The following is a 21,468-nucleotide window of genomic DNA, read 5'->3' as shown; positions in this document are numbered from 1 at the left end:
ATGCTTTAGGTTTTGTGTTGACGAACTAAGGTATCACGTTCTTGTTTAAGTTTATTGCTAAGTCCAATTTTGTAAATATGTGGATTTTGAAAACGTTTGTATTCCTCAGGGAGTTTAGCCATTCTCGATTTTGAATACTCAGCGATTTCACTAACTGTTCTAAAAGGAACTACGCGTTTGCCATTTTCCATTACACTTTCTAGAAGCGGTTCATGCTTAAGAGCACTTATGTCTAAATTTTTAGTTGAATCAAAAGGATGGACCATTTCGTTCACTTTGTCCTCAGAATAAATACCTACAGCATCGGCACCATAGAACAAGCCATTCTGATCTATCATTCGATAAACTTGCTTTTTATAAGGAAGAGAGACCTTAATGATGTTTTCAGAAAGTTTAATTCTAGGTTCTCCTTTATATTCAGATAATTTGTAAACTCCACCTAATGACGCATCCGGTTTACCTGTAACTAGATTGGTACCTACTCCAAAAATATCAATCTTCGCACCTTGTTCTTTTAAACTTTTTATGACGTATTCGTCCAATTGATTAGAAGCCACAATTTTCACATAACCCAATCCTGCTTCATCTAAAATAGTTCGCGTTCTTTTTGATAAATAAGCCAAATCACCACTGTCTAATCGAACTCCCATTAACTGCTCTCCTCGGCTTTCCATTTCTTTAGCTACAGTTATAGCGTTTGGTAGTCCAATTTTAAGCGTGTTGTACGTATCAATTAATAGAACACAGTTCTTAGGTCTGACTTTTGCAAAATCTCGAAAAGCCTCTAGTTCATCACCATAGCTTTGTATAAAAGAATGTGCCATGGTTCCTGAGGCAGGAATATTATAAGCCTCCGCAGCCTTGACATTACTTGTTCCATCAAAACCACCAATAATAGCAGCTCGTGAAGCATAATAACCTCCTGTTGCATGCGCTCGACGTAAGCCCATGTCTAATAACACGCCATCTTTTGCACTATGTCTAATTCGACTAGCTTTTGTGGCTATCAGAGTCTGGAAATTAAGAATATTGAGCAAAAGGGTTTCTATAATTTGTGCTTCAATAATATTAGCTTCAACTTGTAAAATAGGACGTGTTGGGAAAACTACATCACCTTCTTTACTCGAACGAATATTACCTTGGAATCGGAAATCTCTTAGGTAGTCCAAAAACGCTCTTTCAAATCCGTGCTGTTCTAAAAAAAGCAAGTCAGAAGATGAAAATTTTAAGTTTTCAAGAATATCTAATAAATCTTCTAACCCTGCAAAAATTGAATAACCACCATCAAATGGATTATTCCTATAGTAATAATCAAAGACCACACGACCATCGTGCTTTGTGCTAAAATAGACTTGCGCCATGGTGAGTTGATAGAGGTCGGTATATGCTGCAGTAATATTCATAAGACTTTAATTTAAAAGACCAAGATATTTAAAATTTGAAAGATTTATGTTAAAGAATCCGAAAGATATTGTAGGAAACAGCGTCTTATTGTTCTTAGAATTTTTATATAGAAGCTAATAATCAGTTATTTCAGTCTAATACATGGTCAATGTGCCATATTTAGTAACATTAGTTACTTAATATTAACTCAAATGGTCTTAACTTTGCAACGTCAATGATGTAAATTATTGGATTCAATAGTTCAGTTTTCTTAAAACATGGAGTATTGGGACATAATGCTGATGTGGTTATCAGTGTTTTTGGTTGGTTGTTAAAAGGCACATATATGTATTTATAGGTGCCTTTTTTCTTAGGTAACCTTTGTTACTAACCGTGGCTTTTCTTAGGTCTACATTTGTACTACTAAATAGAATACAAATGAAAAGAACCTATTACTTACTTATAATTTTTTTGACTTTGGGCTTTTCACTCCAAGCGCAAGATTTGGTGCCTATCACTAAAGAAGAAGTTTTAGCCAAAGTTTCAGAAAAAAACACAAGTATTAAGATTTCTCAGGAAGAGTTTAAACAAGCAAAAGCAGATTACAGTCAGACTAACGCTATTTTTTTACCAAACATTAGTGCTAGTCATACAGGAATTGCAACAACCAATCCGTTAATGGCATTTGGTTCTAAATTGAATCAAGAAATACTAACGCAAAACGATTTTAATCCTGCCTTATTAAATAACCCTTCGCAGATTGAAAACTATACTACAAAGTTTGAAATCTTACAGCCACTAATCAATTTAGATGGTATTTACCAACGCAAAGCAGCCAAGTCTAAAATGGAAGCCATGTCTTTAAAAACTGAGCGCACACAAGATTATTTGGCTTTTGAAGTAGAAAAAGCTTATATGCAATTACAACTAGCTTATAAAGCAGTTGCGGTTTTAGAAAAAGCGCATGAAGCAGCAAATGCCAATAAAGAGTTAGCTGATAATAGTTTTAAACAAGGCTATTTACAACGTGCAGATGTTTTGAATGTGGAAGTGCGAGTGACTGAAGTTCAAAACCAATTACAAGCAGCAAAAAGTAATGTGCAAAATGCATCTAACTATTTATCTTTTTTAATGAATGATGAATCGTATGTGCTTTATACACCAACCGATAGTTTAACGGTAGCAACTTTTAATGTTGCAGATAAATCTATTTCTGAAAACCGTTCAGATATTAAAGCAATGCAGTTAGCAACAAATGCTTATGAAGCAATGAATAAAGCAGATAGAATGGCTTTTTTACCAAGATTAAATGCTTTTGGAAGCTATGAGTTACATGACGATCAAATTTTTCAAGGAGATGCAAATGGGTATCTATTTGGAGCGCAGTTGAGTTGGGATATCTTTCAAGGATCTAAACGTTTTGGGAAAGCTAAAAAAAGTAAATCCGAATTGGAGCAATCTAAATTAGAATATACACAATATGTATCACAAAGTAATTTAGAATTAAACAAAGCAAAACGAGCATTTTTAGATGCAGATAATAAATTAAAGCTAACAACTTTAGCATTAGAACAGTCGGAAGAATCTTTAAGAATTCGTACCAACAGATTTAAAGAAGGTTTAGAAAAAACATCCGATTTATTGTTAGCTGAAACGCAATACGCACAAAAGCAATTGGAATATTATCAAACCATATTTGAATACAATTACGCACAAGCTTATTTACAATTTTTAACTAAGGGCTAAAACTTCTCGACTGTGCTTGAGGAGACGAATATTGACTAATCTATTTTAGACGAAAACACATTGCGAAGCAAACAGGACCTAAATAATAAACAATTTTAAAAATGAAAAAAATATATACCATCTTAACATTATCTATAGCATTGCTATTAGCCAGTTGCGGTAGTGAAGACAAAAAAGCGGTTGCAGATAATTCACCTGCAATTGTTGTAAAAACGAGTCAGGTAGAAGCAAATTCTAATTCGCCGTTTTTATCGGTAAGCGGAAAAATTCAGGCCACTAATAGTGCAGATTTAAGTACTAGAATGATGGGTTATGTAAACAAAGTACACGTTAATGTTGGTGATAAAGTGCGTAAAGGACAATTATTGGTGTCTATTAATAATACCGATTTACAAGCTAAACGTGCACAAGTAAATGCTGGAATTACAGAAGCAACAGCTGCTTTTAATAACGCACAAAAAGATTACAACCGTTTTAAAAATTTATTTGCAGAAAACAGTGCATCTCAAAAAGAAATGGATGACATGACGGCTAATTTTGAAATGGCAAAAGCACGATTAGAATCGGCCAAACAAATGAAGAACGAAGTGAATGCTCAATTTACGTACAGTAATATTACAGCACCTTTTAACGGCACTATTACTAGTAAAAATGTAGAAGCTGGTAATATGGCAAATCCAGGAGTGCCGCTAATTAGCATAGAAACACCAGGACATTTTGAAGTGATGGCTATGGTACCAGAATCTGAAATTTCTGAAATTAAAAAAGGAACTACGGTTGACGTATTGGTAAAATCTATTAACCAAACCATCAAAGGAAAAGTAACAGAAGTAAGTACGTCAGCAAAAAATACAGGCGGACAATATTTAGTGAAAATAAATTTAGATAAAACAGATGCCAACATTTTATCTGGCATGTTTACAACGGTTCAATTTCCTGTAGAACGTAAAGCTAAATCAGAAATGGTTTTAGTACCAACAGAAGCTATTATAACTAACGGCCAATTATCTGGTGTGTATACCGTAAGCCAAAGTAATACAGCATTATTGCGTTGGTTACGTTTAGGAAGAACTTTTGGAGACCAAGTAGAAGTATTATCGGGTTTAAATGCCAATGAAGCTTATATCGTTTCTGCTGAAGGAAAGCTTTATAATGGTGCTAAGGTAAGTGTACAGTAGGTAGTATTTAGATTATAGTCGCAGTATTCAGTATTCTGCAAGGCGAAGTGCTGAATTCATTTCAGTATCTAAAAACCTTGTAGGTATTATAAAGAAGAGTAAATCACATAAGAGTAAGCGCGTTAAGGATAGAAGTAGAAATCCTTTTTTTGCTGCCATATATGGCAAAAAAAGATTGTAACGGATAGCCTGTTAAAACGCCCAAAATAAATAAACAAAATGAAAGAAGGAATCGCAGGTAAAATCGCCAAAGTCTTTATGCAATCGAAGCTCACCGTGCTTTTAATGATTGTATTTATGGTGATTGGTGTATATAGTTCGTTTTTAATTCCGCGTGAGGAAGAACCACAAATTGATGTGCCAATGGCAGACATTTTTGTAGGATATCCTGGAGCAAGTCCTACGGAAGTAGAGTCGCGCGTAATTAAGCCGTTAGAGCAATTAATCTCAAATATTAAAGGTGTAGAATATGTGTATTCAACGTCGATGAAAGAGCAAGGTATGGTTATCGTGCAATTTTATGTAGGCGAAGATATTGAGCGTTCGTTTGTGAAATTATACAACGAAATCAATAAGCACATGGACCAAATGCCTGATGGTGTAACGTTTCCTTTAGTAAAAACACGTGCTATTGACGATGTGCCAATGTTGGGATTAACCTTATGGAGCGAAAATTACGATGATTACCAATTAAGCCAAATGGCATTAGAGCTGGAAGCCGAAATTAAAAAGGTACATGATGTTTCAACAACGCATAAAATTGGTGGAAGAGACCGTCAGTTACGTGTGGTTTTAGATAAAGATAAATTAGCGGCAAGTGGATTGGACTTCTTGTCTGTCTCTGAAATGATTAAGGCAAACAACAGCCAATTAAGCGCTGGAAGTTTTGATAAAAGCGATACGGAATTCCTTGTAAATACTGGGACGTTCTTAGAATCTGTAACAGATGTTGAAAACTTAGTGGTTGGTGTACAGCAAAATCAACCTATTTATTTGAAGCAGGTGGCTAAGATTATTGATGGTCCAGAAGTACCACAGAATTACGTGAGTTTAGGTTTTGGAGCAGGAAGTGAAAAGGCTTCAGATTATAAATCAGAATATCCTGCTGTGACCATTTCGGTTGCTAAAAGAAAGGGTGCAGATGCTATGAAAATTGCTGAAGTTATTATAGATAAGGTAGATCATTTACGAGCGACTTTAATTCCGGATGATGTACAAGTAGAAATCACTAGAAATTATGGAGAAACTGCATCGCATAAAGTTTCAGAGTTATTGTTACACCTTATAGGATCTATTGTTGCAGTTACTATTGTTGTAATGTTGGCGATGGGTTGGCGTGGTGGATTAGTGGTGTTTTTATCAGTACCAATTACGTTTGCATTAACGTTATTGAGTTACTATATGATGGATTACACGCTTAATCGAATCACACTTTTCGCATTAGTATTTGTTACAGGTATCGTCGTCGATGATTCCATTATTATTGCCGAAAATATGCATAGGCATTTCAAAATGAAACGCTTGCCATTTAAACAAGCGGCTTTATATGCGATTAATGAAGTTGGAAACCCGACCATTTTAGCTACGTTTACAGTAATTGCTTCGGTATTACCAATGGCTTTCGTATCTGGATTAATGGGACCATATATGGCACCAATGCCAATTGGAGCGTCTATCGCCATGATTTTGTCCTTATTTGTAGCCCTAACGATTACACCTTATTTAGGTTATATTTTCTTGAGAGAAAAAGATAAAAAGGGTGCTGAAGAAAAACCAGAAAAAGCAATAGAAGATACGCGTATTTATAAGATCTATAATAAGATTGAGAGACCTCTTTTAGAAAATAGTGGAAAACGTTGGTTATTTTTACTAGGAACTTTTGCCGTATTACTTGGCACGTTTGCTTTGTTTTTTACCAATTCGGTAGCTGTGAAAATGTTGCCATTTGATAACAAGAATGAATTTCAAGTTGTCATTGATATGCCTGAAGGAACAACGCTAGAGCGAACTGGAGTTGTGGCACAAGAGATTTCACAGTATTTATCTACACGACCAGAAGTAGTGAATTATCAAAACTATGTTGGTACGTCTGCACCAATTACGTTTAATGGTTTGGTGCGTCATTATGATTTACGTGGTGGATCTAATATGGCAGATATTCAAGTGAATTTATTGGCTAAAGATGATCGATCATTGCAAAGTCATGATATCGCTAAATTATTACGACCAGATATTCAGAAGATTGCTTCAAAGTATAATGCCAATGTGAAGTTGGTTGAAGTGCCACCAGGACCACCTGTATTATCGACTATTGTTGCCGAAGTTTATGGACCTGATTATGATGAGCAAATGAAAATTGCAAATCATATTCAAGGTATACTTAGAAATACAGACGATGTGGTAGATGTCGATTGGATGGTTGAAGATGATCAAATTGAATATCAGTTTGACATCAATAAAGAAAAAGCTATGTTATATGGTGTTGCTCCACAGCAAATTGCTTATACCATGAATATGGCATTGTCTAATAGAGCTGTTACACATTTGTATGATGAAGATGCTGTTAACCAGATTGGTTTAGTATTAGCTTTAGATGAAAAGGAAAAATCGACTATTACAGATATTTCACAATTAAAAGTAAAATCGAAACAAGGTAATATGGTGCCTATTGCAGATTTGGTATCTATTAGTGAGACTACTGCAGCGAAGAGTATCTATCGTAAAAATCAAAAACGTGTGGTTCATGTTTTGGCTGATATGGCTGGGGAGTTAGAGAGTCCTGCGTATGCGATTTTAGGAATGGAGAAGAAGTTAAAAGAAATTCCATTACCAGCAGGATATGAGATTAACGAAATGTATTTAGGTCAACCTGAATTTGAAGATGATTACACCGTAAAATGGGATGGAGAATGGCAAATTACTTTAGAAGTCTTTAGAGATTTAGGAATAGCTTTTTTAGGTGCTATTATCTTAATTTATATTTTAATTGTAGGTTGGTTCCAAAACTTTAAAGCACCAATCGTTATGATGGTTGCGATTCCATTATCCTTAATCGGAATTATCCTTGGACACTGGTTAATGGGAGCATTCTTTACTGCCACCTCATTTATAGGCATGATTGCTTTAGCAGGAATCATGGTTAGAAACTCAGTATTGTTGATTGACTTTATCAATTTAAGAACTGCTGAAGGAGTACCGTTAAAACAAGCTGCCATTGAAGCAGGAGCCGTTAGAACCACACCTATTTTATTAACCGCAGGAACCGTTGTTATTGGAGCTTTTGTTATATTATTTGACCCAATTTTCCAAGGTTTAGCCATTTCATTAATGGGTGGTACAATAGTTTCAACAGTGTTAACATTATTGGTAGTGCCATTAGTGTATTACATGATAGAGAAGAAGAATTATAAATACTAACAAATCGTCACTTCGAGTGATTTTTGAGGGACGAAAAAATTGTATCGAGAAGGTTTATAGGTTCTCAATACAATTCCGAAAGTATTCGGAATCACTCGAACTGACGCCGTTAAAACCAAAAGACATGAAATTAGTCATAGTTACAGCAGTAGAAGAATTTCAAAATGACGTTTTGAAACTTTTCAAAAAAGCAAATATCGAAAACTTTAGTAGTTCGGAAATTGATGGATATAAAAATGGTTCATCTGTATTAATGACATCAAGTTGGTTTGCAGGTCAAAAATCGGGTAATGAGTCCAGTTTATTTTTCTCATTTACGGAAGAGGAAAACATTGATACATTATTCGATGTTATAACAGAATTTAATTCAAATTTAGAAACTAACAATCCTATAAAAGTGGTTGTAGTTCCTATTGAAAGATGCATATAAGCGCATTTACTAACAGGTTTTTAAAACCTATTAAATACAAAAGCAATAATCAAAACTACAGGGCATGTGCTGAACTCGATTCAGTATCTAAAACCTTGTAGGATAACAATAGAAATTAAAAAATTAAACAAAATGTTAAATACATATTTTAGAGTTATAGTTGGTACAATGGTATTATTGAGTGTCGTATTAACCGTTTACGTAAACCCAAATTGGATGTGGTTTACGGTTTTTATTGGAGTTAACTTAATACAATCGGCATTTACTAAATGGTGTTTGTTAGAAACAATTTTGGTGAAGTTGGGTGTTAAGAAAGAAGGTGGAAGTTGTAAAACGTGTTAATTGAGTGTAATAGTGTAACATTTTATCACAATTTGCGTCCTATAAGTATAAAATCATTAATCATGGAATCAAATTATCACACGCTTAAACGTTCGGACAACCAATTATTGGTAATCACACATTTATCTCAATTACTGACTTATGTTACAGGATTTGGTGGACTAATGGCTCCACTTATTATCTGGGCAACACAAAAAGAGCAAGTTGATGGTATGGACGCTCATGGAAAATCAATATTAAATTTTCAAATTAGTATACTTTTATATTCACTTATAAGTATACCGTTAATTTTTATAGTTGGTTTAGGAATTTTAACGTTAATATTAGTTGCAATTTTGGCATTTGTAATGCCTATTGTAAACGCTATAAAAGCTAGTAATGGCGAATTACCTAGCTATCCATTATCTCTTAATTTTATTAGTTAGTAAAGTCCTTTTTGGAAAGAATTTTTAAGAGACAAAGAAAAACGCTTACAGAAATGTAGGCGTTTTTTGTTTTTTAGAAAAAAATTACATTGTTACAGAAAAAATGACGGCTACAAAATGATTAAATATTTAAGTTTGTGAATCCTGTACCACTTTATGTCTCATTATAAAACATATATAGTTGCAATGGCTTTATTTTTAATGGAGTGCATTGTATATGCTCAAAATCCAGTATATGAAAATATGTCTGAGGTGTCCACATTACCCGATGTAGAATTTTATGATATACTCGAAGATAAGGATAACTATATATGGTTAGCGGCGGATAAAGGCTTGTTCCGGTACAACGGCAAATCATATCAACGTTTTAGTCACCCTGATCAAAAATCTAATTCTCTATTTCAATTAAAGTTTGATGTTGATAACATCGTATGGTGTAATAACATCTATGGCCAAATTTTCTATGCGGAAAATAATAAACTAAAGTTGTTTTATGACGCAAGCGATTTAGTAAAGGGACAGTTAGCTGCTTATACAATTTTAAAAAATCATATCCGATTGTTTACCGTTAAGGGTATTTATGATATTCATAAAAGCACTAAAAAAATTACGAAAGTGTTTGATGGCTTTTGCATAAGTAATGCTAATAGTAAAGACAGCGATTATGTATTTGTGGTGAATAATGAGAACCAAATTACAAATCACAGAGTCTATAAAATTAATGGCACTGAGACTAAATTGTTATTTAATATTGAGGGTTTAGAATATATACAATCTCCTAAGTTATTTGCCTTTAAAACCCATGTGTTTTTAACTTATAAAAGAGACAATCGTAATTTATTATATCTAATAAATAAATCAGATGATTCCCTAAAGAAACTAATCACACCCAAGCACTTAAAGTCCCAAACCATTTATAATCTTTTAAGTTTTAATAATGAGTATTGGTTTTTAACAACGGCTGGTGTCTTTGTATATAAGTATGAGGAGGGACAATTACATTTTAAAGAACAATTTTTTAAGTCGGAATCTATTACAGATGTAGTGGAAGATTTTAATCAGAATTATTGGTTCGCAACCTTAAATAATGGTGTATTAGTTTCGCCTAATCTTAATATTAGGCAAGTAAATTTAGATTATATAAATGCTAAAGTTACAGCATCAATAGGATTAGATGGTAATAGGTTTGTACTAGGAACTAATAATGGAAAATTACTATTTTATAATAAAAATCAACTCGAAAAAACACTACAATTACCGAGTAAAAACATTATTGGAAAACTTTTTTATGATACTAATAAAGCACAATTAGTAGTGAGTGTTAATGCTTCAGGATCTATTATTGTCGATTTAAAATCCTATCAATTCACTCATGTAGACAATAGGTTTTCAGTCGCTAAAGCATTGTCTAAAATAGATAATAGTACCCTGTTTTATGGTAATTATCGACAAGGTATAGTATATAAAGATCCCTTTAATAACCCTGTAGAAAAGATATTAAAAGAAAGTCGGGTAAAAGCTTCAGCAGTTTTAGGCAAGCAATTATTTGTCTCTTATATAGAAGGGTTATATGTATACGATACTAATAATTTTGATTCCTTAGAATTAAAATACAAATCCAAAAGTCTATTAGTAAATACTATAACCAAAAGTGAATCTGCGGTTTGGTTCGCTACACAACATAATGGTTTACTTAAATTTGAGAACGATCAATTAGAAAAATTTGAAATAAATCTGCCAGACGGTCTTCAAATTAACAACATGTACCACGATGGTAACATATTATGGATTTCTACAGATGGAGGCTTATTTCAATATCAATTAACAGACAAGTCTCTTAAACTACTTAGTGCTCAAGATGGATTAAATCTAGCAGTAAACGATTTTTTGATACTAGAAGATCAAGTTGTAGTTACGCTACCCAAATTAATTTATTTGCTTCCTAAGTCGAAAAATTTATTTAAAACCTATAAAACATCAGATATTAGCATAGGGTCGGTTACAATAAATGATCGGGATACTTTAGTGCAAAGCCATTATAAATTGCCTTATAATTTTAATAAAATAGGACTGACATTCAATTCTAATGGTTTTCAATCTAACCGACATGTCAATTATCGCTACCGTGTAAAGCAGATCGATTCCAATTGGCAAAGTATACCATTAAATACGCACTTTATTAATTTCAATAGTTTAGCTAGTGGCACATACACATTAGAACTTAAGGCGCAAAATATCAGTGCTAAAAATCCGGTGTATGCCGCACCAATTACCTTTAGTATTGCAAAACCATTTTGGGAAACCTACTGGTTTTATGGTTTAGTTGTACTCACAATTTTTGGGTTAATTTGGCTGTACTTTAGATGGAGATTGCAACAAAAAGAAGCTCAACGTATTACAGAAATTGATAAAATTTTAATGGATAAAAAAATCACGAACTTAAGATTGGAAAATCTACGTTCGCAAATGAATCCGCATTTTATATTCAATGCTTTAAATTCCATTCAAGATTATATTGTATCGAATGAAAAGGTATTAGCAAGCTCGTATTTAGTAAAGTTTAGCCGATTAATCCGCATGTATTTAGATTACAGTCAGCAAAACGAAATTACTTTAGAAGAGGAATTAAACGCTTTAAAACTATATTTAGAATTAGAAAAAGTGCGTTTTGAAGACGAATTGGAATATACTATTTCGGTTGATAATCAATTGAAGACAAAACAGATAAAAGTACCGTCGTTATTTATTCAACCTTATGTTGAAAATGCTTTAAAACACGGATTATTACACAAATTAAACGACCGAAAATTACATATTGAAGCGAAAATTATTCAACAAAATAAATTAGAAATTACGGTTGAAGATAACGGAATTGGTCGCGCACAATCCGAAAAATTAAAACGACCAAACCAACAACACAAACCGTTTGCTACTAAAGCTAATGAAGAACGTGTGCATCTTTATAAAAACAAATTAAAACGTGATATAGCCATAACTACAACCGATTTGTATGACGAGAACGACGTCCCTGCAGGTACAAAAGTGGTCATCACCATGCCAATACATTAAGATATGAAAGCGATAATTATAGACGACGAAAAACGCGCTAGACATTTACTATCAAACTTGCTAACCGAACATTGCGCAAGTATTACTAGCATTGAAGAAGCGCAAGATTTAGCATCTGGTGTCGATTTGATTAAAACCAGTAAACCTGATGTTGTCTTTTTAGATATTGAAATGCCAAATCAGTCTGGATTAGACATTTTAGAATACTTTCCAAATCAGATTGATTTTAAAATCATTTTCGTTACGGCATACAACCAATATGCGATTGAAGCTTTCAAATTATCAGCAGTAGATTATTTGTTAAAACCAGTAGATACAAATGAGTTAAAAGAAGCAGTAACAAAAGCTGAAGAAGCCATAAAAGCCAACAATTTAAACGACCAACTTAACAAGTTACGCGACTCGTTAAAGCAACTATCCATGGATAAAATTGCTTTAGAAATTCCTAAAGGAATTATGTTCGCATCGCATAATAATATCGTCTATTTTGAAGCTGATGGTATGTATACCAACGTGCAACTTATTGATGGCAAACAAAAAACCATTTGTAAACCCTTAAAGCATTTTGTAGAGCAACTTGAGCACAACACCATGTTCTTTAAATGTCATCGTTCCTATTTAATCAACCTAAAATACGTGGACGAATTGGTAAAAGATGATGGCGATTATCTATTGATGACGAATACAAAAAGAATACCTATTTCAAAATCTAAACGCGATCAGTTTTTAGAAGTCATTAGGGAAACGTTTTTGTGATATTAGCTTAAAATTTGGTTTTCATTCAGAAAAAAAATCTACAGCTTTAGAAAAATCACTATTAAGAATGGTAGTTGAATTACTTCTTTTGAAGTCTATATAAACACAATTCTTATGAAAAAAATAATTCTATTATTCGTTTTAGCATTATGCTACAATACATCTAATGCCCAATTTGGTAAAATGCTAAAGAAGAAAGCCAAAGCTGCGGTAGAGAAGAAGTTAGATAAAAAAGAAAGTAGCAGTTCATCTTCAAAATCTGAAAATGCTTCAGGAATGGTTGGCAGTTCTTCAACTGAAAATTCATCAAAAACAGAATATACCGATGAAGAATTTAAAGCAGAATTAGCCAAAAAATATCCAAACGACCAGGCAAAGCAAGATTTATACTATCAAAAGTATCTTGAAAAAAAACAACAAGAAGCCGAAGCAAATAAGCCTAAACCAGCTAATACAGTAAGTGATGAGTTTTTATACATGTCATATCCATTTGCAATGACAAAAGGTATGAGTGCAGTTGGTGTTGATCGTGTAAAAATAAGACGTCAGATGACAGACAGGGGTGATAATGTAGATATATTACCAGCGCAGGATCCAGAATATTCATGGTTACGCTTTTTAACAACACCAGAACTAGTCGCCATGTCACCAGAAGGTTACATAGGTTACGAGTTGGTTTCAGGAATGTTTACAACCAAAGTAGGTGCAGACCGATCGCAAACTTTAGGGCTTGGTACAGGTATGCCAATTTTAGTAAGAGGCATGTTAATTGCAGACGATATATTTGTTATTTATGCCGCATCGCATCAAGGCGGACATGCATTTAACGTACCATCGTATATGCATGAAAAAGATATTACTATTCTAAACGTAATAGGTAAAGGCGATCAACAATTTCATTTAGAGTGGTTAGAAAAAGCGAAGCCAATTGTAAAAGAATTTGAAGCCACGTTAAAAGCAAATTATGATGCTGCTGCAAAATCAACCATGGATGCTATAAAGATGCCAAAAGCAGGTAGCATGAATAGTAATGCTTCATTAGTGAGTTTTGCTAAAGAAAATGTATCTAAAACCATTGCAAAAGATGGTGCAAAACTTCTAAAACTAAACATAGAATCTAACGACTGGAGTATTGTAAAAAACAAGTATACAGGTCGTATTTTATACCGTTGGATTAAAGGGGCTTTTACGGAGAAAAATAAAAATAACGACTGCTATTTACAAGGTTTTTTAATCAAGCAACAGTACAATGGAAGTGGTTATGGCAGTTCACAATTTGGAGGTGTTATTCACGGACAAATGCCTTACGGACAAAAAATGAACTGCGAATAATTAATATACGCTATTAATCATAATTTTTAAAGTCTGCTTATTTAAGCAGGCTTTTTTATTTGATTTAAAAAGTAAGAATAATCTTTATTATTTATTCAGAAAGAAATTAGACCTATTCAGAAAAAAGCACATTGAAAACCTTTAAAAATGAAGTTATTTTGTTGTTGAATATTAATCTCAACTACAATGAAAAAAAAATTACTCTTATTTTCCACCTACTTGTGTTTAGGTTTGTTTTCGGCGATGGCCCAAAACGTGAACATTCCAGATGCAAATTTTAAAAGCTATTTATTAGCAGACGCAGCCATTAACACCAATAACGACTCAGAAATTTCTGTAGCTGAAGCACAGGCTTTTACAGGAACTATATCGGCAACAGGACTTGGAATTACAGATTTAACAGGAATTGAAGCCTTTATAAATATTACCATTTTAGAGGTGTATTCAAATAGCCTAACATCTTTAGACGTTAGTAATAACACTAATTTAACACGATTACATTGTGCAGATAACCAAATAACCCAATTAGATGTTAGTAACATTCCAACATTAAATCAAGTTCATTGCCAAAACAATCAGTTGGTAGAGTTAAACATAGCCAATGGTCGAGGTGCTGCGTTTACATACATGAAATCTTATAATAACCCTAGTCTAACTTGTATTCAAGTTGATGCAGGTACTGTGCCACCGGATAACGTAGGTTTGTATGATTTTGGTTGGACTAGAGATCTAGAAACTAGAGTTGTAGAAGACTGTAGTTCAAGTATTTCTTATGTAACTATACCAGATGCAAATTTTAAATCTTATTTAGTTAACAGTGCAATTAACGTAGATTATGATCAAGAAATATCTGTTGCAGAAGCTCAGGCGATTACCGGAACATTAGATGTAAGTAGTTTGGCAATTTCAGATTTAACTGGTATTGAAGCTTTTATTAATCTAACCGCTTTAGATTGTAGTGATAACACAATCGCCGCTTTAGATGTGTCCAATATTACCGGGCTTACTAATTTAAATTGTAAAGAAAATAATATTGCTAATTTAAATGTACAAGGGACTTCTTTAGTAACTTTAGATGCTGAAGATAACAGTTTAACGAGTTTAGATGTATCAAATTTAGTAACCTTAACAACTTTAAATACCAGATCAAATAATATTTCAAATTTAAATCTTCAAGGTGCAACAGCTCTCGAAGTTTTAGATTGTAGCGATAATAGCTTATCTACCTTAAATGTAAGTTTAAATACAAACCTTATTGATTTAAATTGCAGTGGTAATAACTTAACGACTTTAGATGTTACTAACTTAACGTCGTTAACAGATTTAAATTTTGGTGATAATACCATCTCATCAATTATACTTATCACGAATTCAAATTTAAATACATTAATAGCAAACGATAATAATTTAGCTAGTATTGATGTTTCTAATAATACAATGTTAACTGATTTAATTGTGGCAAGTAATAGCTTAACAAGTATAGATATTACTAATAACACAATGCTTACGGCTGTAGATTTTCAAGATAATTCAATTAGCAGCCTAGATATTAGTAACAACCCTAATTTAACTAGGATTCACGCTGCTTTTAACCAATTTACAACTTTTGATATTAGCGCTTATCCTCAAATTAATCAATTGTTAATATATAACAATCAGCTTACTAGCTTAAACGTGGCTAATGGTAATAATTCTAATTTTGTATATATGAAGGTATACAACAATCCTGATTTAACATGTGTACAAATAGATTCAGGATTTACACCAAACCAAGTAAATATATATGATTACGGTTGGACTAAAGATGCAACTACAAATTATAGTGAGAATTGTACTCCTACAGTGTATTATGTTAATGCAAATGCTTCTGGAAATAATGACGGAAGCTCTTGGACAGATGCGTTTACTAGCATTGAAGATGCACTTAATAATGCATTATTAAATGATGAAATTTGGGTGTCTAGTGGTGTTTATACGCCGGCAACAGCCGCTTCCGTATTAACATTAGATTTAGAAAACTTTGAAATCTATGGTGGTTTTGATGGTACTGAGTTAACCTTAGCAGACCGAGATTTAACTAAGGTATTTACGGATAATGCTACTATTATTTCTGGAGATATTAATGGTGATGATATTGAAGGTAATTTCACAACTAATAAAACCGATAACGCCACTACATTAGTAAGTGTTGAGGCGGATAACGTAATTTTTGATGGTTTTGTACTTCAGAATGCGTATACCTCTGGTTCTAGTCCAGTAATAGCGGCTAATACCGATGTTACCAATTTTACATTAAGAAACACATGGATTGCAGAGAATTATAGTAATGGATTGCTTTTAGATTGGAGAGATTTTTCTGGAGACTTGGTGGTTGAAAATGTAGCAATAACCAACAATGCTACCAATAATGGTGTTATTTTATTAGAGCATAGCGCTACAAATTCAGATGAGTTAACATCTCATTGGTCAAATATTTTATTTACAGATAATACCTATAATTCAGATTTTGGTGCAATTTGGTTTAGAAGAAGTACGTCTTCAAATGGTAACAGAAGTATAGTTCACTTTTTAAATAATGCTACCATTGTAAATAACGTGAACAACCACGCAACCGCTGAACACGTTATTAATGTTAGTGGAAGTGGTTGGATACGTCTAGAAACAAGAAATAGTATTTTTTGGCAAAATAAATATAATGGAAGCCAATTCAGTACGGTAGATATTGAAAACAGTAAAACAAGTGAAGGTGATAGCCAAACAATCAATGTATATAACTCAGTTATACAGGTAACTTCAGCTGCTACTTCAGGCACTTATAATGCTTTAGATATTACACAATTAGATCCATCTACAGATAACTTAAATTTAGATAGTAATTACAAACCAACATCAGCTTCAAATTATATCATAGACCAAGGAGATAATGCGTATTATGATACAGCAATTTTTGCAAGCTTGGATTTATCTGGAAACGACAGATTTTTCAATACTACGATAGATTTAGGTGCTTATGAGTATAATTCTACATTAGGATTCGAGGATGAAACTTTCACCTCAAATACTGTAAAATTATATCCAAATCCTGTAACTGATAAATTATATATTAAATCGACTGCACAGATTGAGAGTGTAACCATTTATACCATAAATGGGCAATTTGTTAAACAATCTCAGGGTACAGATAATGGTATCAATGTGTCTAATTTACCAGCAGGATTATATCTTATTCAAATGCAAACTGCTACAAAAACTGTAAACCAGAAGTTTCTTAAAAACTAGGTTGTTAGCTTATTAATAGTATTAAGCGCTCACTACTGTGGGCGCTTTTGTTTACCAAATCACATAAAATATATAATATGAAATCACTTAAATATTTTGCAATAGCGTTATTTGCCTTAGTAATGACGGCTTGTACTTCAGATGATAGTTCAGATGCTAATTCTTATGAAAATAATATTACAATAGAAGCTTCTACATACCCAATGAACTCTGCTCTTGTAGAGACTTCATTTAATAGTGTGTTTTTGAGTTTAACTAACATCACAGAGGGACAAATAGAAGACTCTTTTACTGGAGCTACAATTAATAATGTCGATTTGTTTTCACTTCAAATTAATGATTCTGATTTCACACCTAATAGAACTTATGATTTTTCTGAAATTACGAGTTTAGAATTCATAGTAAATGGAAGTATTGTCAATGGAGAGTATGAAGAAGGTTTTTTTCAGTTTTATAAAAGCGGAAGCAATTCAAACTTAGAAATAACAGACGGAAGTCTCACCATTATAGATTATGATGTAGATAATATTCTGTTAACGTTTACGTTTACAAGGGCAGATGGTGAAGCAATTACCGGAGCTTATGAAGGTGCGTTTATTTATATAAATAACACAGATTTAGATTAATAATAGCAAAGTCATGATACAAAAAAAGCTCACTAATCTAGTGAGCTTTTTTTATAAGTAAATATAATGAGTAATTGAAATTTTAGCTATTAAGCATCACTGGCATCACAAGCATAGTTACATGCTCACCTTCATCTAAACCATCTATTGGTGTTAGAATTCCAGCTCTGTTTGGTAAACTCATTTCTAACTGTACATTATCTGAGTTTAAATTATTGATCATCTCTGTTAAGAATCGAGAGTTAAAGCCGATTTGCATATCGTCTCCTTGATAATCACAAGTTAAACGCTCTTCAGCTTTATTTGAGTAATCTATATCTTCAGCAGAAATATTTAATTCAGCACCAGCAATTTTTAAACGAATTTGGTGCGTTGTTTTATTAGAGAAAATACTAACACGACGTACAGAGTTTAAAAACTGCGTTCTATCAATTACTAACTTATTTGGATTTTCTTTAGGGATTACTGCTTCATAATTTGGATATTTTCCATCGATTAATCGACAAATCAATACAGAATTTTCAAAGGTAAATTTCGCATTAGATTCATTGTATTCTACTAAAACGTCATCATCACTTCCTGCTAAAATACCCTTTAAAAGATTTAAAGGTTTTTTCGGCATAATAAATTCGGCAGTCTCAGTTGCGCTTACATCGTTTCTTGTATATTTTACCAATTTGTGAGCATCAGTTGCTACAAAGGTTAAATTCTCTTGAGTAAACTGAAAAAACACACCACTCATTACAGGTCTTAAGTCATCATTACCAGCTGCGAATATCGTTTTGCTAATCGCTGTCGCTAAGATATCGCCCATGATTGTTGTTTTGCTGGCATCGTCAATAGATACTGCATTTGGAAACTCCGCTCCATCGGCATAAGCTAATGCGTATTTACCGTGGTTAGAGCTAATTTCAACCGTGTTATTATCTTCAACAACAAAAGTTAAGGGTTGCTCAGGAAATGTCTTTAAAGTGTCTAAAAGTAATCTTGCAGGCAAAGCAATGCTTCCTTCTGAATCGCTTTCGACATCTATTGTAGATGACATAGTGGTTTCTAAATCACTTGCCGAAATCGTTAATTTTGATTCGCTAAGTTCAAATAAGAAATTATCTAAAATCGGTAGAGTATTGCTGTTATTAATAACCCCTCCTAAAACTTGAAGTTGCTTTAATAAATAGGTACTTGAAACAATGAATTTCATACTGAATATATGTGTTTTATACTTTTAATTGGTCTTACAAATATATCCTAATAGAAGGGTTTTATAAAACAAACTTATTAACAAATTAACCTATAGTAGGCCTAAATTCAATACGGAAGATTTTGGGGGCTACGATGCGTATTTGCGTTTTCTAAAATAGTTGAACACAAATCCAAAGAGCGCTAACACAATGAGAGGCAGGGCAATATTGATAAATTGCCAAGTCCCTTTTTCTTCTTTAATTTTTTCAGCATCTAAAAATGCGACAGAAATTTCCTTTGCTCTTATGTTTATAAGTCCATTATCGTCCAAAAGGTAATTGACCGAATTAAGCAAAAACTCTTTGTTTCCAAACGATTTTCCTGTAAGCTGATCGAAGCCTAATTCTTGAGGACGATTTCTTATGACTGCGTTTTTTATAACATCACCATCAGAGATAACAATCATTTTCGTTGCCTTACTTTTTGGTTGATAATTGTCGACTTTAAATGGTAAAACGCGTTGGTCGTAAACCGATGAGAATTCACCTTCTAATAATACGGCTAAGTTTTGCGGACCTGCATTATAGGTAGCTTCGTCCGGTGATTTTGTAACGTCAGCTAAAGAAATTGAAGTTGGTGCGCCTTCCGTTTTTGATCGTGGAGAACTCTGTAATAAAATTGATTTTTTAATTCCGTTTTTCAAGGTATCGATTGGGGATGCAAAATCAAATTTCACCAAATTCAAATTTTTTGTGATTGGATGATTAGGATTGGAAGCCGCCAATGGAGAGTACTGCCATTGAATAGGCTGCATTTGTGCTTGGCTGCCTTCTCCTATGGCTAACATAATAGGCGCAGAGAATAAATCTTTCACTAATGTCGGATTTACTCTAACACCGTATTTGAAGAAAAAATCATTCAAATGTAAGTCGCGCATAATTGAAACTCCTGAACCTGTATCGTTATATAAACTGTCCTTGTCCATGATTACAGATTCTGTGAGCCAAAGACTTTTACCACCACTCATAGTGTATTGATCTAAAACTAACTTTTCGTTTTCTGTAAATGGTTCACTCGGCTTCGCGACAACAATTAAATCGTAGTCCCTTAATGAGTCTAAGGTGCCTCGTGGATTGGTGGCCACACTATCTAAAGTAAAAGGTGCAATATTATAATATGGTTGTACGGTTTTTAAAAAGTCGGCCATATACATATCACCTAACTGACCGTTTCCTTTTAAAATTGCAATTTTCTTTTCTTTAGCTTTTACTAATTTACTGAATCCATCTGCAAAAGCATATTCTAAAGATTGAATTGAATTGGCAATCTGTTCTTGTAATCCTTGAGTAATGCTACGCTTTAAAAGTGGAATTTTTACGGTTTGGTCTTTATAACTTGCAAAAGCCCAAGGGAAAATAATGTCTTGGGTGACTTTACCTGTGCTGTTATCTGTGTTAATATATGGTTCTAATCCTGATTTAGTTAATTCTTCAATATTTCGTTGACGCGTAGTTTCATCCTCAATAGGATTGATATAGTTAATGAAAATTTGATTGCTGCTTAGTTTAAATTCATCTATAATTTGTTTGACTTCCGTTTGAAGTAACCTGAATTCCGAAGGGAAATCGCCCTCTAAGAACACGTCAATGACTAATGGTGAATCTAATTCGCTGATCAAAGATTTCGATACCTCAGAAAGCGTGTAGCGCTTGTCTTTTGTCAAGTCGAAACGTTGGTAGACAGAACTTGAAATGGCATTCACAAGAATGAGCCCAACAACAATAACAACAATATATATAATGGATTTCTTATTTTTCATTTTCGTATGTTAGTTCTTCTTGATACGTTTTCAATGCAATGACTTTATCGTTTTCAAAAGTAATTTCTACACATTCTTTATTCGTGGTGAAAGCACCAGGTTTTATGCCAAGAGCGTAATTCCATTTATTAGTATCGTGTGCTTTCTTAGCGTCATCCCAAGTTAACCATTCTTCTTTTCCTAAAAGTGATGTTATTTGTTCTTTACTAACTCCAATCAAGGTATCAGAAGCTATAGTGTTATCTATCATCTCGTATCGTAAAGCAGGATTTTCTGTCCAAGCTTCACTGTCAAAATACTTCTGATGATGATAATTGCTAATGATATTTAGAATGGGATAAAATAAAAAGAAATACACAAACGGCGTTAATACGACGCTGATTAATGCAGATAGCCATTTGCGATGATCTACTGTATTTAAAAACAAAAACAGAAGGACAAATACTATAACTAAGAATATAACTAATAAAGGGGTAATAATCAT

At 33.1% G+C, this 21,468-nt stretch carries 15 protein-coding genes; 11 read left to right on the top strand and 4 right to left on the bottom strand.

What is annotated here, in order from left to right; all coding sequences use genetic code 11:
• Positions 1-5: 5 nt before the first annotated feature.
• Entirely contained in the window at positions 6-1,403 is a 1,398-nt protein-coding gene (locus DFQ11_RS07795; RefSeq protein ID WP_110475296.1) for a nicotinate phosphoribosyltransferase, read from the bottom strand.
• A 418-nt stretch (positions 1,404-1,821) separates the two neighbouring features.
• Here DFQ11_RS07795 and DFQ11_RS07790 point away from each other — a divergent pair, with 418 nt between their 5' ends.
• The 11 genes from DFQ11_RS07790 (at position 1,822) to DFQ11_RS07740 (ending at position 17,983) form a co-directional block, all read left to right on the top strand.
• Complete coding sequence (locus DFQ11_RS07790; protein ID WP_110475295.1) at positions 1,822-3,129, top strand: TolC family protein; 1,308 nt, start codon at positions 1,822-1,824, stop codon at positions 3,127-3,129.
• Between the two features lie 101 nt (positions 3,130-3,230).
• Positions 3,231-4,307 carry an efflux RND transporter periplasmic adaptor subunit gene (locus tag DFQ11_RS07785; protein WP_110475294.1) on the top strand — a complete coding sequence of 359 codons (1,077 nt, stop codon included), beginning with the start codon at positions 3,231-3,233 and terminating at the stop codon, positions 4,305-4,307.
• A 219-nt stretch (positions 4,308-4,526) separates the two neighbouring features.
• Positions 4,527-7,724 carry an efflux RND transporter permease subunit gene (locus DFQ11_RS07780; protein WP_072349328.1) on the top strand — a complete coding sequence of 1,066 codons (3,198 nt, stop codon included), beginning with the start codon at positions 4,527-4,529 and terminating at the stop codon, positions 7,722-7,724.
• Positions 7,725-7,848: 124 nt separating this feature from the next.
• Complete coding sequence (locus tag DFQ11_RS07775) at positions 7,849-8,154, top strand: hypothetical protein (protein ID WP_072349326.1); 306 nt, start codon at positions 7,849-7,851, stop codon at positions 8,152-8,154.
• Positions 8,155-8,286: 132 nt separating this feature from the next.
• Entirely contained in the window at positions 8,287-8,496 is a 210-nt protein-coding gene (locus DFQ11_RS07770) for a YgaP family membrane protein (RefSeq protein WP_110475293.1), read from the top strand.
• A 62-nt stretch (positions 8,497-8,558) separates the two neighbouring features.
• Complete coding sequence (locus DFQ11_RS07765) at positions 8,559-8,921, top strand: DUF4870 domain-containing protein (protein ID WP_110475292.1); 363 nt, start codon at positions 8,559-8,561, stop codon at positions 8,919-8,921.
• A gap of 156 nt (positions 8,922-9,077) precedes the next feature.
• Entirely contained in the window at positions 9,078-11,990 is a 2,913-nt protein-coding gene (locus DFQ11_RS07760) for a sensor histidine kinase (RefSeq protein ID WP_072349320.1), read from the top strand.
• A 3-nt stretch (positions 11,991-11,993) separates the two neighbouring features.
• The gene (locus tag DFQ11_RS07755; RefSeq protein ID WP_110475291.1) at positions 11,994-12,746 is read left to right on the top strand and encodes a LytR/AlgR family response regulator transcription factor; all 753 of its coding nucleotides are present in this window, start codon (positions 11,994-11,996) and stop codon (positions 12,744-12,746) included.
• A gap of 114 nt (positions 12,747-12,860) precedes the next feature.
• Positions 12,861-14,078, top strand: coding sequence for a hypothetical protein (locus DFQ11_RS07750; RefSeq protein ID WP_110475290.1), 1,218 nt, complete (start codon positions 12,861-12,863; stop codon positions 14,076-14,078).
• Positions 14,079-14,264: 186 nt separating this feature from the next.
• Positions 14,265-17,357, top strand: a complete 3,093-nt coding sequence (locus tag DFQ11_RS07745) for a T9SS type A sorting domain-containing protein (protein ID WP_110475289.1) — start codon at positions 14,265-14,267, stop codon at positions 17,355-17,357.
• Positions 17,358-17,434: 77 nt separating this feature from the next.
• Positions 17,435-17,983 (top strand): hypothetical protein, encoded by a 549-nt coding sequence (locus tag DFQ11_RS07740; protein ID WP_110475288.1) that lies wholly within the window; start codon positions 17,435-17,437, stop codon positions 17,981-17,983.
• Positions 17,984-18,065: 82 nt separating this feature from the next.
• On the opposite strand, the gene dnaN is transcribed toward DFQ11_RS07740, so the two are convergent.
• The 3 genes from dnaN to DFQ11_RS07725 form a co-directional block, all read right to left on the bottom strand.
• Complete coding sequence (gene dnaN / locus DFQ11_RS07735) at positions 18,066-19,184, bottom strand: DNA polymerase III subunit beta (protein ID WP_110475287.1); 1,119 nt, start codon at positions 19,182-19,184, stop codon at positions 18,066-18,068.
• 129 nt (positions 19,185-19,313) lie between these two features.
• Positions 19,314-20,984 carry a gliding motility-associated ABC transporter substrate-binding protein GldG gene (gene gldG, locus DFQ11_RS07730; protein ID WP_110475286.1) on the bottom strand — a complete coding sequence of 557 codons (1,671 nt, stop codon included), beginning with the start codon at positions 20,982-20,984 and terminating at the stop codon, positions 19,314-19,316.
• Positions 20,974-21,468: a hypothetical protein gene (locus tag DFQ11_RS07725; RefSeq protein ID WP_110475285.1), complete on the bottom strand. Its 495-nt coding sequence runs from the start codon at positions 21,466-21,468 to the stop codon at positions 20,974-20,976. Before DFQ11_RS07725 ends, gldG begins: the two co-directional genes overlap by 11 nt.

Source organism: Winogradskyella epiphytica, assembly GCF_003217215.1.
Lineage (GTDB): Bacteria > Bacteroidota > Bacteroidia > Flavobacteriales > Flavobacteriaceae > Winogradskyella > Winogradskyella epiphytica.
Note: the sequence above shows the minus strand (reverse complement) of the source record. Positions and strands in the feature narration are given on the sequence as shown.

Coding starts and splice junctions, on each gene's coding strand:
- DFQ11_RS07795 (WP_110475296.1), bottom strand. CDS start 1,403: ATGAATATTACTGCAGCATATACCGACCTCTATCAACTCACCATGGCG.
- DFQ11_RS07790 (WP_110475295.1), top strand. CDS start 1,822: ATGAAAAGAACCTATTACTTACTTATAATTTTTTTGACTTTGGGCTTT.
- DFQ11_RS07785 (WP_110475294.1), top strand. CDS start 3,231: ATGAAAAAAATATATACCATCTTAACATTATCTATAGCATTGCTATTA.
- DFQ11_RS07780 (WP_072349328.1), top strand. CDS start 4,527: ATGAAAGAAGGAATCGCAGGTAAAATCGCCAAAGTCTTTATGCAATCG.
- DFQ11_RS07775 (WP_072349326.1), top strand. CDS start 7,849: ATGAAATTAGTCATAGTTACAGCAGTAGAAGAATTTCAAAATGACGTT.
- DFQ11_RS07770 (WP_110475293.1), top strand. CDS start 8,287: ATGTTAAATACATATTTTAGAGTTATAGTTGGTACAATGGTATTATTG.
- DFQ11_RS07765 (WP_110475292.1), top strand. CDS start 8,559: ATGGAATCAAATTATCACACGCTTAAACGTTCGGACAACCAATTATTG.
- DFQ11_RS07760 (WP_072349320.1), top strand. CDS start 9,078: ATGTCTCATTATAAAACATATATAGTTGCAATGGCTTTATTTTTAATG.
- DFQ11_RS07755 (WP_110475291.1), top strand. CDS start 11,994: ATGAAAGCGATAATTATAGACGACGAAAAACGCGCTAGACATTTACTA.
- DFQ11_RS07750 (WP_110475290.1), top strand. CDS start 12,861: ATGAAAAAAATAATTCTATTATTCGTTTTAGCATTATGCTACAATACA.
- DFQ11_RS07745 (WP_110475289.1), top strand. CDS start 14,265: ATGAAAAAAAAATTACTCTTATTTTCCACCTACTTGTGTTTAGGTTTG.
- DFQ11_RS07740 (WP_110475288.1), top strand. CDS start 17,435: ATGAAATCACTTAAATATTTTGCAATAGCGTTATTTGCCTTAGTAATG.
- dnaN (WP_110475287.1), bottom strand. CDS start 19,184: ATGAAATTCATTGTTTCAAGTACCTATTTATTAAAGCAACTTCAAGTT.
- gldG (WP_110475286.1), bottom strand. CDS start 20,984: ATGAAAAATAAGAAATCCATTATATATATTGTTGTTATTGTTGTTGGG.
- DFQ11_RS07725 (WP_110475285.1), bottom strand. CDS start 21,468: ATGATTATTACCCCTTTATTAGTTATATTCTTAGTTATAGTATTTGTC.